Below are 15,090 nucleotides of genomic sequence, written 5' to 3' on the forward strand. Positions count from 1 at the left end.
CTTCTACAGATAGATGCACCAAACCCGACGCAAAACGTCGGGTTTTTTCATTGAGGAATTAAATCCTACTGCCCCGGCTCCACATTATCCAACACCCGATTCGCCAACAACGAACTCAGCTCAATCAACTGCTGAATCCCCAGCGCCACATGACGCCTCGCCCCATCCAGATCAAACGCCAGATCACTCACCATCGCATCAGCCGAAGCCAACGTCTCGGTGAGGTTGGCGAGCAGGCATTCGTTATCGAGGCCTTTCACGACGGTGAATATCTGGCCCGGTTTGGGGTCATCTTTGGGTTTGTCCGGTTTCGGTAGCAAGTAGTGATCGAGCACCCGTTGGGTGATTTCGTCGTGCTGATCGGCTTTGGATTTTGCGGCGGTGGAATCTGCTTCTGGCGGATTCGGAGTTATTTTAAACATAGGTGTGGGCCTCAAATTAGGCCGAACCATCTCGCTACTAAACGGAGGGTGGCGGCTGTGCGCAAGTTAGTAGACCGGAACCCACACCAAACCCGGCGCGCCCGAGGGCGCCATGCGCACAGCCACCATCGAGAACAGGCAATTGCCTGACTGATAGAGCTTGTACAACCGAAGTGGGGCCCGGGCTACTAAACCCGACCACTGATGGGCAGTGGCAGGAAGACAATAGAACCCAGGAACAAGGCGCACAAGCCGGCGGATTCTGGCGTAGTTGTAGGCAAAGGCGCAAGGATGCGTAGCTTGGTGGGCGGTGTAGGCAAGGGCTGTAGGAGAGGGGATTTTTGGCGATTTCGGTGGGGTGTTTTGTGCGGGGACCGAGTCGTTTTTTTCGCGAGCAGGCTCGCTCCCACAGGATTTTGTGTGGTGCACAGTATTTATGAACACCACCGAAAAGTGTGGGGCTTGCTCGCGAAGGCGTTGGTACATTCAACATTGATGCAAGCTGACCCGCCGTATTCGCGAGCAAGCCCGCTCCCACAGGGGATTTGCGGCGGGCAAGGAAATCGAACTTACCCCTGCGGCACCCCTCAGCTGCCTTCATTGTTACAGCTGGCCCCGTGCTTGAGGTACGTCAGGGCTTTCTGCTCGCCCATCGAATCAAGGTAGGTGATCCGCGCATTCACCAACCCGCAAGTCTGGCCGCCGTCTTCAGTCAGCGAGATCACTTTGTCGATGTCCAGGTGGGTGCCGTAGCCGTAGGTTTCACTGGCTGCTTTGTCTTGGGCCAAGGCGGGTAATGCGCCGGCGCTCAGGGCGGTGATCAGGCAAGCGGTAGCGATGGTTTTCAGGTTCATGGTCGTTTCCCTTCAATGAGTTCGATGGCGTCGTCGAGGCGATGCTTGTTGTCTCGATGGCGCTCATTAAAGGCCCGTGAGGTATCTCGGCTGTGTCGAAAAAACACCGTGGTTGGATGCGTACGTATCTGAGGTGAATTGCGATACAGATCGATACAATCGCCACTGTTTTTTGCTTATTTTGGGCTGGATAAGCTGAACGCACGGTGCGTAGCCAACCGGCAACCGGGCATCGTCACACTGCGCAATCGATGCGCGCATTTCGGAGAGCAGGGCATGGAACATGTCGATCACGTATTGATCGTGGATGATGATCGGGAAATCAGGGAGCTGGTCGGCAATTACCTGATCAAGAATGGCCTGCGCACCACGGTGGTCGCCGATGGTCGCCAGATGCGGGCCTTTCTCGAAGCCAATCAGGTGGACCTGATCGTGCTCGACATCATGATGCCGGGGGACGACGGGCTGCTGCTGTGCCGCGAGCTGCGCGCCGGCAAGCATAAGGCTACGCCTGTGTTGATGCTGACGGCTCGCAGCGACGAGACCGACCGCATCATTGGCCTGGAAATGGGTGCCGACGATTACCTGGCCAAACCCTTCGCGGCCCGGGAACTGCTGGCGCGCATCAACGCGGTGCTGCGGCGCACCCGCATGCTGCCGCCGAACTTTGTCGTCAGCGAAAGCGGCCGCATGCTGAAGTTCGGCCGCTGGCGTCTCGACACCACCGCCCGCCATCTGCTCGATGAAGACGACACGCTGGTCTCGCTGAGCGGCGCCGAGTACCGGCTGCTGCGGGTCTTTCTCGATCATCCTCAGCGGGTATTGAGTCGCGACCAGTTGCTCAACCTGACGCAGGGCCGTGACGCCGACATCTTCGACCGTTCCATTGATCTGCTGGTCAGCCGCGTGCGTCAGCGCTTGTTGGATGACGCGCGCGAACCGCTCTACTTGAAGACGGTGCGCAATGAAGGCTACGTCTTTACCTTTGCGGTGGAAATGCTTGAGGAGCAGGCATGAAACTCCCGTTGCAATGGCCCCGCACGCTGGCCTCGCGGCTGTGGCTGGTGTTCCTGGTCGGCTTGATACTCGCCCAGGCCCTGACGTTCGCAGCCCAGTACTACGAACGCTACGAAAGCACCAAAACGGCCATGTTGGGCAACTTCGAGCACGACACGGCGACCTCCATCGCCATCCTCGACCGTCTGCCTGCCGCCGAGCGCCTGGAATGGACCAAACGCCTGCAGCGTCGCAATTATGATTATTTGCTGCGCGAGCATGATCCTGGCATCCCGCTCACCTCCAACGATCTCGCTGCGACGGCGGCGCAATCCCTTCAAGTCTCGCTGGGCCGCAACTATGACCTGACCATTGTCGAGATCCCGGGCCCACACCAGCATTTCCAAGCCCAGGTGCGACTGGCTGACGGCAGCCCGGTGACCATCGATGTGCGTCCCTCGGTCAGGCCGTTGTCGCCCTGGTTGCCCTTTGTCCTGTTCGGTCAGTTGCTGTTGATGATCGGCTGCACCTGGCTGGCCGTGCGCATCGCCATACGCCCCCTCAGTCGCCTAGCCGAGGCGGTCGAGAACCTCGACCCGAACGCCCATCCCGTGCCGTTGGATGAAACCGGTCCACGGGAAGTGGCCTACGCCGCCCGCGCCTTCAACAGCATGCAGGCGCGCATTGCCGCTTACCTGAAAGAGCGCATGCAGTTGCTCGCGGCGATTTCCCACGACTTGCAGACGCCCATCACGCGCATGAAGCTGCGCGCGGCGTTCATGGACGACTCGGTCGAGAAAGACAAACTGGGCAACGACCTCAACGAGATCGAGCATCTGGTGCGCGAGGGCGTCGCTTATGCGCGTAGCGTCCATGGGGCGACGGAGACCAGTTGCCGCATCGGTTTGGATTCCTTTCTCGACAGCCTGGTGTGTGATTACCAGGACACCGGCCGCGAGGTGAGCCTGCGCGGCCAGAACGGCGCGATCATCGAGACAAGGCCCCATGCCCTGCGGCGTATTTTGGTGAATCTGGTGGATAACGCGCTGAAGTACGCCGGCACCGCCGAGGTGGAAATCGGCGGCAATGCGAGTACCGGTGTTTCCATCAGCGTGCTCGACCGAGGGCCGGGCATTCCCGAGGAGATCCTGGCCGAGGTGGTGAAGCCGTTCTATCGGGTGGAAAGCTCCCGCAACCGCAGCTCTGGCGGCACCGGCCTGGGGCTTGCCATCGCCCAGCAGTTGACCGTCGCGATTGGTGGCTCACTGAGCCTGTGCAACCGCGACGGTGGCGGGCTTTGTGTGACCCTCGACTTCGGCGTCGGTCAATAGGCCGCTACTGCTGGATCAGTGGCATGCATTTGTAAGCCACTGTATCCAGCGCGTCTACATACGCAAAAGAACGCATAGCGGCCGGGTGTCGAACATTTCCGGTATACATGCCGCTGCAAGAATTCTCCCCATCAACTCGCCACCGGATTCCCCGAATGGCGAGCCCTGACCTAAGGAGATCTTGCGATGAATACCCAGTCCAACCGCGCTCAAGCAGCCAACCCAGCCCAGGCCGGCAGCTATATCACCACCCAGGATGGCGTACAGCTCTATTACAAGGACTGGGGTCCGAAAGAGGGGCCAGTTGTCACCTTCAGCCATGGCTGGCCGCTGAATTCGGACAGCTGGGAATCGCAGATGCTGTTCCTGGCCGACCAAGGCTATCGGGTGATCGCCCACGACCGCCGCGGCCATGGCCGTTCCAGCCAGCCGTGGGAAGGTAACGACATGGATCACTACGCCGATGACCTGGCCGCGGTGATCAACGCCTTGGATCTTAACGATGTGACCCTGGTGGGGTTCTCGACCGGTGGTGGCGAAATCACCCGCTACATCGGCCGCCACGGCACCGATCGGGTGAAGAAGGCCGCACTGATCAGCGCCGTTCCGCCGATGATGCTCCAGACCGAAGACTACCCAGGCGGCCTGCCGATCGAGGTGTTCGACGGCCTGCGCAAGGCTTCGCTGGACAACCGCTCGCAGCTGTATCGCGACATCGCGTCTGGCCCGTTCTTCGGCTTCAACCGCGACGGGGCAAACGTCTCCCAAGGGCTGATCGATTCGTTCTGGGTGCAGGGCATGCAAGCGGGCCACAAAAACACTTACGACTGCATCGCGGCGTTCTCAGCGACAGACTTCCGTGCCGACTTGGCCAAGTTCGACGTGCCGACGCTGATCGTGCATGGCGACGACGACCAGATCGTCCCGATTGACGCCTCCGCCCATGCCGCCGCCGAGCTGGTGCAGAACGCCGAGTTGATCGTCTATCCGGGCGCACCGCACGGCCTGACCGACACCCACAAGGACCGCCTCAACCAGGATCTGTTGGACTTCCTGGCCAAGTGAACCCATCGCTGCAGCGTCACCCCTCTAATCAATGAAAAAAGGAATGATCATGCTCAATATCAAATCGCTGTTGGCCGTCACTATCACCGCTGCGCTGGCGCTGACATCCGTCCAAAGCGCAACCGCCGCGCAACCCGCCGCCGCCAAGCCAACCATCGTGCTGGTGCATGGCGCATTCGCCGAATCGTCCAGTTGGAATGGCGTTGCCGCCCAGTTGCTGACCCAGGGCTATCCGGTCGTTGCCGCAGCCAACCCGCTGCGCGGCGTTAAGCAGGACGCCGATTACGTCGCCGACATCGTCGAGCACACCGCCGGCCCGGTGATCCTGGTGGGTCATTCCTACGGCGGCGCCGTGATCACCAACGCCGTGCACGACAACCCCAAGGTCAAGGCGCTTGTCTACGTCGCAGCCTTCGCGCCGGACAAAGGCGAAACCGCCATCGAACTGTCCGGTCGCTACCCTGGCGGCACCCTGGGTCCAACCTTGGCTGCTCCGGTGCAGTTGGACGATGGCAATAAGGATCTCTACATCCAGCAGGACAAATTCGGCCAACAGTTTGCCGCCGACGTTCCAGCAGCGGACTCCGCGCTGATGGCTGCCACCCAACGCCCGATCAGTGAGGCTGCGTTGAAGGAAGCGTCTGGCGACCCGGCCTGGAAAAAACTGCCGTCCTGGTTCATCTACGGCTCGGCGGACAAGAACATCCCCGAGGCCGCCCTGAAGTTCATGGCCGAACGCGCTGGCTCGAAAAAGACTGTCACCGTTCAAGGGGCGTCCCATGTGGTGATGACGTCGAATCCGGGGAAAGTTGCAGAGCTGATTGTTGAGGCGGCGCAGGCCAGTTCCAAGGGGTGATCAGGTAAAGCGGGGCGACTGACCCTCATCGGTTGGCCTTCGAGAAAAACCAAAAACCCGGCGCTGGTGACCGGGTTTTTCGTTGCGGAAACTAAACATAAATCTGCCCCGATTCTGTTCCTAGTTTTGCAAAGGGGACTGCAAATGGATGTGTGTGAACACGAGCCTCGTGGCGAGGGGATTTATCCCCGCTGGCCTGCGCAGCAGGCCCCTGCATTTCTCCAGGCAAACCGCATCGGCGGGTTTTGCGACTGCTGCGCAGCCGAGCGGGGATAAATCCCCTCGCCACAGGAGTTGTCTGTCGCCTTTTTTTCCTAATGAATAGGCCCTGGCATTCGCCAAGGCTTTTGCGTTTTTTGTGAATAAGTCGGGGCGCTACGTTGGGGCAGGGATGCTGGTCCCGTCCCGCACCTGCATCAGCGCAAATCCCAGCAGGTTCAAGCCTTTCCACAGATTCGGATTGTTCGCATCGGCGTTGTCCTGTGCGAGCCCTATGCCCCAGATGTTATCAACCGGGCTGGCCTCGACGATCACGCTGGAACCGGTTTGTAGAAGGTATTCGTTCAACTGTGGATTCTGGGAGAATTTGGCCTGGTTCGCTCGAACGACGATGTCGTATCGGTGTTGCAGCCAAACCTTGTCATTGAATCCGCGCACGTTGCGGCCAAGTGCTTTGGCGGCATTGGGTGTAGGGGCGTTGAGCACCTGCGCACGAATGTCCTGATCGTCGAACAAGGCCGCTTTCTCGGCCATCATGAAGTGTTCGGCTGTCGGGTAATGTTGCCCCTCGACAATGAACCCGGCCTCGAACCATTGGCTGAAACACGAAGCCGTGACGGCATTTTTGCTGCGCTGGTGGCCCCAGAAAAACGTAAAGCTCAAAGGTTCTCCAGCGTTGAAACGGGCGCACAGTTCTTTCAGGTGTTCAGAGTCGTTCAATGTGTTACCCCGCTAATTGAAGATCGACGTTACAGCGACTGTGCTGACCAAGGCAATCACGCATGTAGTGATACGTTTGGTGGTTTCGTCTTGCTGTTTGGGTTTGGTTTTTTTCAGGCAGACCGCGTCGTCTGGTTTTGCGACTGCTGCGCAGCCGAGCGGGAGCAAGCTCCCTCGCCACGGGGCTGGCCGTTCAGTTGGAGGCGTTGTTCAGTTGCTGAAGCGCAAGTTGCCTGGCCGCACTGGCTTCGAGGTTTGCGCGTTCTTGATCGAGGTATCGATAGATGCCTTGCAGGTTGGCGATCTTCAGTTTGATTTCCGCCATTTTCTTTTCAATCAGCCTGGCGCCGTCAGCACAGTCGATCAGTTCGTTGCGCTGCGCATCCAGGATCTGACCTATTTCCCCCAGGGAAAACCCCATGCTTTGCGCGCGCTGGATAAAGTCCAGGTCCTGTAGCGTTTGCGCGGTGTAGACGCGGTAGTTATTCGTTCGCCGCAGTGGTGAGATCAAGCCGATCTGCTCGTAATAACGCAGCGTGTGGCGGCTGGCGCCGCTGCGGGCCTCGAGTTCGCCGATTCTCATGAACAACACCGCTTGACTGTAGAGTTGGGTCGATAGATTACGCTCGATTTTTCACCTTAACCAGGAGCAGGGAAATGAGCGTGGAGTGCTTTGTAACGGGGGGTACCGGCTTCATCGGTCAACATTTGGTGGCGTACCTGAGTGCAAAGGGTCACACCGTTCGGGTGTTGATGCGTCGCCCGGAGCGACTGGCTGCGCTGCGCGAGCAAGTCGATAGTTTGGGAGGAAGCGGGGCCCGCGTGTTTGCCGTAGCGGGCGATCTGGAACGGGACAACCTCGGGCTGAGTCTTGCTGACCGAGAAGTGCTGCGGCACGCCAGCGTCATATTCCACTTGGGCGCTCACTTCGCTTGGGGGCTTTCGGTGGAGCAATCCCGTGCGGTGAACGTGGAAGGGGCAAAGCGCGTGGCGCTGTTGGCGGCCGGGCAAAAAAGCCGCTTGGTGATGATCGGCGGCTACATGCTGAAAAATCATGAACATCTGCGACGCATCGGGATTGATCCTCTTTCTCCGGAGTTGACCCATTGGCCTGACGTCTACCGGCATGTCGGCGGTTACGAGGGAAGCAAGCTGGAGGCGCACTTTGCGACCCTGGAAGTCATGTCCACCTTGGGCGGGGAAATCACCGTCGTCCATCCCGCGACGGTGTGTGGCCACAGCCGCACGGGGCATATCCTCGACGGCCAGCCGCTGGTGGCGCTGATACGCAATCTGGTACAGGGAAAGCTGACTGCAATTCCGGGCACCGCCGAGCACTGGCTACCCCTGGTTACCGTGGATTACCTGGTTGAACTGGTGGCGGCTTGTGCGTTTGATCCTGCCATGGCGGGTCAGGAACTGCTGGCGCTTGATGATCAAAGTCCCAACTTGCGAGAACTCCTCGCAGAGGTCGCCAAACCCCTCGGCATAAAGTCGCCCAAGCATCACATTTCGCTGCGATTGCTGAAGTGGCTACTGAGCATTCCTCCCGTCGCGCGCTTCTTGAATACAAAAGCCGAAGCCCTGGACTTTATCCAGACCACCCGTTTTGATACAGCGGCGGTCGAGCAATTTGCCAACAGGCATGGAATAGCCAAACCGGATATCCGCCAGGCTTTGCAGCACACTTCAACGTTCGTCAATGCAAAACCATCGTGCTTGAAATCGGCCTGTGCGCCGTCGAGGCGGGGTGGCATTCTATCGAACGAAAAATAACCGACAGGGATCGTCCTCAATGCAATCCACGTTCAGCAAAGGCGTCATCTTTGCACTCTCCGCTGCGGCACTGAACGCAACGATCGGTGTACTTAGCAAAGTCCTCATGAGTAATGGTTTCACCGCCAGCAGTGTTGCGGTCATCAAGACCGTGCTGGGTTGTGCGCTGCTCTCGGTCTTGCTGTTTTTCCTCAAGCGTCCGGCGACGTCGATCAAATGGACGCATGCAGCTATCTGCGCATTCCTCGGCATCTTTGTGCTGTTCCATTTCGAAACGTCTGCCTACCGACACTACGCTGCAGCCGGTGTGGTGGTGGTGCTGATGGCCAGCGCGTCGATTTCCTCGATCATTCTGGGGCGCATTTTCCTCAAGGACGCCATCACCGCGAACGCCACCGTAGGCGCTGCACTGGCTATCGCCGGGATCTCGGTAATCTTCGGCGGCGACCTGCAGCAGGGCTTTACCCTGCAAGGTGCTGCGCTCGCTGCCATGGCCGGTTGTGGCTATGGGGCCTTTTCGGTTGCCATGAAGCGCATGGGTGTGTCGGGAGGGCTGCATTTCACCCGGCAATTGTTGTTCTTTGGCAGCCTGTACCTGTTGATGCCGGCCGCGGCCGATGGCTTCGCGATAGGCGAACTGTCGCCGCTGACGATCGCCGCATTGCTGGCGCTGGCCGCGCTGCCGACCATCCTGGGGTTCTTCTGCACCACCAAGGCCATCGAGTACCTCAAGCCATCCCAAGTGCAGGCGCTGGAGTTGACCGAACCCCTGTTCGCCGCGCTGCTGGCATTTGTGGCGCTCAATGAAGTGCCGCGCGACAGCCTCTATGCGGGCGCGGCATTGATCATCGTCGGCCTGTGTTTTTCCAATGAGCTCATCCGCTTGGGTAGCAAAGCGTCTGTCGCTTCGGCCGAGTGAGCTGTTTCAGATACTGATGTTATGAGGGACTGACGTGTAAGCGCTTTTGTGGCGAGGGGATTTATCCCCGTTGGGCTGCGTAGCGGCCCCAAACCAGCCAACTCGGTATGTCACAAAGATTGAGTTCACTGTCTTAGGGCTGCTGCGCAGCCCAGCGGGGATAAATCCCCTCGCCACAACGGTTGCGCTTCCTACTATTTACGCTTGAGCATCTCCGGCAACTGCGCCACCAATTTCTGATTGTTCAACGGCGCACGAATAAACCCACGCTGGGTACCGTCCGGGCCAATCACGGCGAGGTTGCCGCTGTGGTCAACCGTGTAGTTGGGCTTGCTGGTGTCTGCCGGGATGAACGGGATGCTCACTGCATTGGCGAGTTTCTGCAGGTCTTCCACCGAGGCGGCAGTGAGGCCTTTGAACTGTGGGTCGAAGTAGCCCAGGTATTGCTTGAGCTGCTTGGGCGTGTCGCGGTTGGGGTCGACGCTCACCAGCACGATTTGCAATTTATCCACAGCCTCGGGCGGTAGCTCGCTCTTGATCTGGCGCAGTTGGGCGAGGGTGGTCGGGCAGATGTCCGGGCAGAAGGTGTAGCCGAAGAACAGCAGGCTCCATTTGTCTTTCAACCCGTCCATCGCCACGGGCTGGCCGTCCTGGTCGGTCATTTTAACGTCCGGCAGGTTGCGGCTCTGGGGCAGCAGGATGATGCCGGCGTCGATCAATGCGGTCGGGTCACCCTGGCCTTTGCTGGACAGCACCTTGTTGATGGTCAGGCCGAGGATCAATGCGATCACGGCCGCGAGGATGAAGACGGTTTTCTGGGTTCGGGTCATAGGCTCAACAGTAAGTAATGGTCTACGAGCAGGGCGATGAACAGCAGGAACAAGTACCAGATAGAGTACTTGAACGTGTTGATCGCCGCTTGCGGCCGGCTGCCACGGTACAACACCACGGCCCATTGCAGGAACCGGGCGCCCAGCACCAGCGCACAGACCAGATAGATCAACCCACTCATCTGGATCACGAACGGCATCAGGCTCACCGCCAGCAGCACCAAGGTGTACAGCAGGATATGGATCTTGGTGTAGTGCTCGCCGTGGGTCACCGGCAGCATCGGGATGTCAGCCTTGGCGTATTCCTCCTTGCGATGAATCGCCAGCGCCCAGAAGTGCGGCGGGGTCCAGGCGAAGATGATCAGCACCAGCAGCAACGGTTCGGCGCTGACGTGACCGGTGGCCGCGACCCAGCCCAGCAGCGGTGGAGCGGCGCCGGCGAGGCCGCCGATGACGATGTTCTGCGGCGTGGCTCGCTTGAGGAAACCGGTGTAGATCACGGCGTAACCGAGCAGCGAGGCGAGGGTCAGCCAGGCCGTTAGCGCGTTGGTGAATATCAGCAATATGGCCTGCCCGGCGACGGCCAACGCCAGGGCGAAGGTCAGCGCGGCGGCCGGCGAGACCCGGCCCTCCGCCAATGGCCGCTTGTGGGTGCGCGCCATCACCGCATCGATGCGCCGGTCCACCACATGGTTGACCGCCGCCGCGCCGCCCGCGCACAAGGCGATGCCCAGGTTGCCGAACACCAGCACCGTCCACGGTACTCCGGCGCGGGTGGCGAGGAACATGCCGACCAGCGAGGTGATCAGCATCAGCACCACCACTTTGGGCTTGGTCAGCTCCAGGTAATCGCGCCAGATCGCCTGGCTGTGGCGTTCACCGGTCAAGGTTGCCATGGCATCTCTCCTTTTATCGTGATGGGCCCGACGCCGTGCTTATGAGGATTGAAGCGCCAACGCAGCGGGACCTGATGCTTGACCCGGACCAGGCTGGTGCGGGCGTGATAATTGACCAGCACCAGGGTCAGCAGCAGTGCGGCGCCCCCGGCGTTGTGGGCCACCGCTACCGGCAGCGGCAGATGAAACACGACGTTGCTTATTCCCAAGGTAATTTGTGCCGCCAGTGCCGCGAGGACAAGCCCCGCCAGTCGGGTCATGCCCACCGTTTTCAACTGCCAGGCAAGCCCCAGCAGCACGATCGTCACCAGTAGCGCGCCGATGCGGTGGGTCAGGTGGATGGCGGTGCGGGCGTCGCTGTCCAGTTGCCCGCCCAGGTAGTTCGGGCCGATGTGTTGGGTCAGGTGAAAGCCATTGGCGAAATCGGCGGGCGGCATCCACTGGCCGTGACAGGTGGGGAAATCGATGCAGGCCACGGCGGCATAATTGGAACTGACCCAACCGCCCAGCGCGATCTGGCCGATCACCAACAGCAGCCCGGCCGTGGCCCAATATTGCAGACGCTTGGGGACGGTCAGCGCGGGCAAGACGCCGGACAATCGCAAGGTCAGCAGAAACAGCAGGCTCAACGTTGCGAAGCCGCCGAGCAGATGCCCGGTGACCACTTGCGGCCAAAGCTTGAGGGTCACGGTCCACATGCCGAACGCCGCTTGGGCGAACACCACCGCCAGCAGGAACAGCGGCAATTTCAACGGCAGGCCGGGGTGACGGCGGTTCATCCAGGCCCGGGCGGCGAGGGTGGTGATCAACAGCCCCAGGGTCCCGGCGAAATACCGGTGGATCATCTCGTTCCAGCCTTTATGCGCTTCCACCGGCGTGTCGGGAAAGTGCAACTCGGCATGGGCCAGTTGGGCTTCGCCCTTGGGCACGCTGATGAAACCGTAGCAACCGGGCCAGTCGGGGCAACCGAGACCGGCGTGGGTCAGCCGGGTGTAGGCGCCCAGCAGAACGACGATCAATGCCAACAACGTGGCGAACAGCGCGAGGCGAAATCCTGGTTTGGCCATGTCGATGCCCTCAGCCGATGTTCGACAGTTTCAGCAGGTGGCGCAGGTCGTTGAGCAGATCCTTGCCCTTGACCCGGGCGTCATAGCGCAGCACCAGATTGCTGTGCGGGTCGATGATCCACAGTTGCGCACCGCCAGAGCCCTGGGCGCCTTTCTGATAGGCCGGCAGGTCCAGCGGATAGCGTTGCAACTGGGGGTATTCGCGTTTCAACTGTGCCTCATATTCACCGTCCAACGGTTGCGCGATCGCCAGGGCGTGGCTGGCACGGGCGGCATCGCGGCCGAGGCCGATCTGTACCTGCCGGGCCAGATAGATCAGTTGCCGACAATCCACCGAACATTCCTGCGGCGCCGTCACCAGGATCTGCCAGCGCTGCTCATCGGCCTGCACGCCAATCTCGGCGCGGGTCTGGCCGTTACCGATCAGCTCGCCGTGGTAGCTGCGACTGTCGGGCACCCAGAACTGGAATTTGTACATGCCGGTGGCGAGGATCATCGGGCCGATCACCCCGAGCACGATCAGTAACAGTTGCATGCGTCCCTTGCGGCGGTTTTGCGCCACGGGCGCCTCAGACGTGTTGGTTGGATTCATGGTGTTCCCCATGGTGTCTCCCTGCGTTGTGCCATCCGAGATAAAGGAAAAGGCCAAACAGCGCCGCCGCCATGGCGAACCACTGCACGGCATAGCCGAGGTGTTTTTCCGGGCCCATGGAAACCACCGGCCAATCGGTCCGGTAGGCGCCGGGACCGCTTTGTTGTCTCAATTCATGGGCGAAACCGCCGCGACCCAATTCGGTCCAGAGCTTGTCCGGCTCGACGGCGGTGACCAGTCGCGGCCACGGTGCGCCAGCCGGGTCGGCGTGGAGTTGGAACGTGGCGCCGGGTGCGACATAGACCCAAGCTTGCAGATCGACCGGCTGTTCCGGCGTGCTGAAGACGGGCGGGGTGCGGCGGTCCGGCCAAGGCAACCAGCCACGATTGACCAGCAGCCACAATCCGCTGGCGTGGTCGAGGAACGGCTGCAGCAACTCGACGCCGACCTTGCCGTCGTGCTGGCGGTTGTCCAGCAGGATGCTGTGTTCGGCATCGAACTGGCCGTGCAGCGTGATCGGCCGAAAGGCTGGGTCGGGGGTGTGCGTCAGTTCGGTGCTGTCCATCGGTTGCGCCACGCGGCGCTCGGCGTAGGTGTCCATGAGCACGCGCTTCTGCTCGCCGCGGCTCAATTGCCAGAACCCCAGGCACACCATCACCGGCACCAGCACGGCCACCACCAATGACGGCACGATGCCCGGCCGGAAGCCTTTCATGGCGTCGCCCGAAAGCGGTTCAACGGGATAGCTATACTCACGTGCATCGCGTCCCCCCGGAGTGTCCTCAATGCTCAAAGCAGCCATCGTCCTGATGCTGATCGCCACGATTGTCAGCCTGTTCAGCGGCTTGTTTTTTCTGGTCAAGGACCAAAGCGATTCCAATCGCTTGGTCATTGCCCTGGCGATTCGTGTCTCCCTGGCCGCTGTCACCGTCGGCTTGATCGCCTGGGGTTTTTTCAGCGGCCAGTTGGTCTCCCATGCGCCTTGGTAGGCACTGCCTCAGAGCACGTAGACGAAGATGAACAGGCCGATCCACACCACATCGACAAAGTGCCAATACCAGCTCGCGGCCTCGAAGCCGAACTGATGCTCGTTGTCGAAATGCCCGCGCATGATGCGCATCAGCATCACGAACAAGATGATCGTGCCGATGGTGACGTGGGCGCCGTGAAAGCCCGTGAGCATGAAGAACGTCGCGCCGTAGACGCCGGAGCCCAGGGTCAGGCCCAGCTCTTTATAGGCGTGCATGTATTCCTCGGCCTGGAAGCCCAGGAAGGCGCAGCCCAGCAGCACGGTAATCGCCAGCCATAGCTTGAGCGCGCCGCGATGGCCTTTTTTCAGCGCGTGGTGGGCGATGGTGACGGTGACACTCGAACTGACCAGCAGCACCGTATTGAGCAGCGGCAAGCCCCAGGGGCTGATCACCTCCTTGGGCGCCGGGAAGAGTTTCGGGTCGGGGTTGTTCAGCAAGGGCCAGGCGTATTCGAAGCTGGGCCAGAGCATATGGGCCAGCCCTTTGGGGCCTTCGCCCGCCAGGGCTGGAGCCGAGATCATGCGCACGTAGAACAGCGCGCCAAAAAACGCGATGAAGAACATCACCTCGGAAAAGATGAACCAGCTCATGCCCCAGCGGAACGAGCGGTCGAGCTGCGCGCTGTACAAGCCTGCGCGACTTTCCTTGACCACCGCGCCGAACCAGCCGAACAGCATGTAGGCCACCAGCAGGCCGCCGACGAAAAAGATCAGCGGCCCGTGGGATTCGGGGCGCGCCGCCTTCAAGTCATTGAACCAGGTCGCCAGGCCATACACCGTGACGAACATCCCGACCGTGGCGATGATCGGCCATTTGCTCTGGGCCGGGACGTAATAGTGCTCATGAGTTGCCATTTATTGTTCTCCTTATCGGGCACGCTATCGGTCAGTGTTTACAGCCACCGGAGGATGACGGGCAGTGATATCGAACAGCGTGTAGGACAGCGTCAGGTGCTTCACTTCCTTGGGCATGTCCCGGTCGACGATGAAGCGCATGGGCATTTCGATGCGTTCGCCGGGTTGCAGCACTTGCTGGGTAAAACAAAAACATTCGGTCTTGTGGAAATACGCCGCCGCAGTGCTCGGCGAGATGCTTGGAACCGCCTGGGCGCTCATCGGCCTGTCAGTAGGGTTGTGGGCAACGAACACCATCTCGTTGACCGCCCCTGGCTTGACCACCAACTGCTCGCCCTTGGGGTAGAAATCCCAGACCATGTCCACCGCGTTGGTCGACAGGAACTGCACGCGGACCTGCCGCGATTCATCCACGGTCTGCTCGCCTTCGTACTGCCCGGCGGTCTTGCCGTTGATGCCGAACGCTTTGCACATCACGTCGTAGATCGGCACCAGGGCAAACCCGAAGATGAACATGGCCACCACCACCAGCAGCAGGCGGGTGACCAGTTTCTTCAGCGAGATCGAATCAGCCATGATTTCCAGTCCCTACCCAGAACCCTGTGGGAGCGAGCTTGCTCGCGATAGCAGCGACTCGGTGTGTCAAACACACCGCTATCGCG

General features: G+C 60.3%; 18 protein-coding genes. 7 read left to right on the forward strand and 11 right to left on the reverse strand.

What is annotated here, in order from left to right; genetic code table 11:
* Positions 1-65 precede the first annotated feature (65 nt).
* Positions 66-422, reverse strand: a complete 357-nt coding sequence (locus FHK92_RS16970; RefSeq protein WP_181289071.1) for a DUF6124 family protein — start codon at positions 420-422, stop codon at positions 66-68.
* Between the two features lie 587 nt (positions 423-1,009).
* Positions 1,010-1,276, reverse strand: coding sequence for a DUF2790 domain-containing protein (locus FHK92_RS16975; RefSeq protein WP_181289072.1), 267 nt, complete (start codon positions 1,274-1,276; stop codon positions 1,010-1,012).
* A 276-nt stretch (positions 1,277-1,552) separates the two neighbouring features.
* Between FHK92_RS16975 and FHK92_RS16980 the strand changes: the two genes are divergently transcribed.
* From FHK92_RS16980 to FHK92_RS16995, 4 genes are all read left to right on the forward strand, one after another.
* Complete coding sequence (locus tag FHK92_RS16980; protein ID WP_030138951.1) at positions 1,553-2,293, forward strand: response regulator; 741 nt, start codon at positions 1,553-1,555, stop codon at positions 2,291-2,293.
* The gene (locus tag FHK92_RS16985) at positions 2,290-3,603 is read left to right on the forward strand and encodes an ATP-binding protein (RefSeq protein WP_181289073.1); all 1,314 of its coding nucleotides are present in this window, start codon (positions 2,290-2,292) and stop codon (positions 3,601-3,603) included. The genes FHK92_RS16980 and FHK92_RS16985 overlap by 4 nt, the downstream gene beginning before the upstream one ends.
* 186 nt (positions 3,604-3,789) lie before the next feature.
* Positions 3,790-4,668, forward strand: coding sequence for an alpha/beta fold hydrolase (locus FHK92_RS16990; RefSeq protein WP_181289074.1), 879 nt, complete (start codon positions 3,790-3,792; stop codon positions 4,666-4,668).
* Positions 4,669-4,711: 43 nt separating this feature from the next.
* The gene (locus FHK92_RS16995; protein ID WP_181289075.1) at positions 4,712-5,524 is read left to right on the forward strand and encodes an alpha/beta fold hydrolase; all 813 of its coding nucleotides are present in this window, start codon (positions 4,712-4,714) and stop codon (positions 5,522-5,524) included.
* 375 nt (positions 5,525-5,899) lie between these two features.
* Here FHK92_RS16995 and FHK92_RS17000 read toward each other — a convergent pair whose 3' ends face one another.
* Positions 5,900-6,463: an NADAR family protein gene (locus FHK92_RS17000; protein ID WP_181289076.1), complete on the reverse strand. Its 564-nt coding sequence runs from the start codon at positions 6,461-6,463 to the stop codon at positions 5,900-5,902.
* Positions 6,464-6,656: 193 nt separating this feature from the next.
* The gene (locus FHK92_RS17005) at positions 6,657-7,046 is read right to left on the reverse strand and encodes a MerR family transcriptional regulator (protein ID WP_181289077.1); all 390 of its coding nucleotides are present in this window, start codon (positions 7,044-7,046) and stop codon (positions 6,657-6,659) included.
* 74 nt (positions 7,047-7,120) lie between these two features.
* Here FHK92_RS17005 and FHK92_RS17010 point away from each other — a divergent pair, with 74 nt between their 5' ends.
* A complete protein-coding gene (locus tag FHK92_RS17010; protein ID WP_181289078.1) occupies positions 7,121-8,239 on the forward strand; it encodes an SDR family oxidoreductase in 1,119 nt (372 codons plus the stop codon).
* A gap of 19 nt (positions 8,240-8,258) precedes the next feature.
* Positions 8,259-9,158, forward strand: coding sequence for a DMT family transporter (locus FHK92_RS17015; protein ID WP_181289079.1), 900 nt, complete (start codon positions 8,259-8,261; stop codon positions 9,156-9,158).
* A 194-nt stretch (positions 9,159-9,352) separates the two neighbouring features.
* Here FHK92_RS17015 and FHK92_RS17020 read toward each other — a convergent pair whose 3' ends face one another.
* From FHK92_RS17020 to FHK92_RS17040, 5 genes are read right to left on the reverse strand one after another with little or no spacing between them, the layout of a single operon-like run.
* Positions 9,353-9,988, reverse strand: coding sequence for an SCO family protein (locus FHK92_RS17020; protein WP_181289080.1), 636 nt, complete (start codon positions 9,986-9,988; stop codon positions 9,353-9,355).
* Entirely contained in the window at positions 9,985-10,884 is a 900-nt protein-coding gene (cyoE, locus tag FHK92_RS17025; protein WP_181289081.1) for a heme o synthase, read from the reverse strand. The genes FHK92_RS17020 and cyoE overlap by 4 nt, the downstream gene beginning before the upstream one ends.
* Entirely contained in the window at positions 10,872-11,951 is a 1,080-nt protein-coding gene (locus FHK92_RS17030; protein WP_181289082.1) for a COX15/CtaA family protein, read from the reverse strand. Before FHK92_RS17030 ends, cyoE begins: the two co-directional genes overlap by 13 nt.
* Positions 11,952-11,961: 10 nt before the next feature.
* Positions 11,962-12,555 (reverse strand): hypothetical protein, encoded by a 594-nt coding sequence (locus FHK92_RS17035; RefSeq protein WP_181289083.1) that lies wholly within the window; start codon positions 12,553-12,555, stop codon positions 11,962-11,964.
* On the reverse strand, positions 12,521-13,258 hold the full coding sequence (locus tag FHK92_RS17040; protein ID WP_181289084.1) for an SURF1 family protein: 738 nt from the start codon (positions 13,256-13,258) through the stop codon (positions 12,521-12,523). The genes FHK92_RS17035 and FHK92_RS17040 overlap by 35 nt, the downstream gene beginning before the upstream one ends.
* 70 nt (positions 13,259-13,328) lie before the next feature.
* Here FHK92_RS17040 and FHK92_RS17045 point away from each other — a divergent pair, with 70 nt between their 5' ends.
* Complete coding sequence (locus FHK92_RS17045) at positions 13,329-13,532, forward strand: twin transmembrane helix small protein (protein WP_181289085.1); 204 nt, start codon at positions 13,329-13,331, stop codon at positions 13,530-13,532.
* 8 nt (positions 13,533-13,540) lie between these two features.
* Here the strand turns inward: FHK92_RS17045 and FHK92_RS17050 are convergent, their stop codons facing one another.
* Both FHK92_RS17050 and FHK92_RS17055 read right to left on the reverse strand, forming a co-directional pair.
* Positions 13,541-14,428: a cytochrome c oxidase subunit 3 gene (locus FHK92_RS17050; RefSeq protein WP_181289086.1), complete on the reverse strand. Its 888-nt coding sequence runs from the start codon at positions 14,426-14,428 to the stop codon at positions 13,541-13,543.
* A gap of 24 nt (positions 14,429-14,452) precedes the next feature.
* Complete coding sequence (locus tag FHK92_RS17055) at positions 14,453-15,004, reverse strand: cytochrome c oxidase assembly protein (protein WP_181289087.1); 552 nt, start codon at positions 15,002-15,004, stop codon at positions 14,453-14,455.
* Positions 15,005-15,090: the final 86 nt, after the last annotated feature.

This window comes from Pseudomonas brassicacearum subsp. neoaurantiaca, assembly GCF_013608025.1.
Lineage (GTDB): Bacteria > Pseudomonadota > Gammaproteobacteria > Pseudomonadales > Pseudomonadaceae > Aquipseudomonas.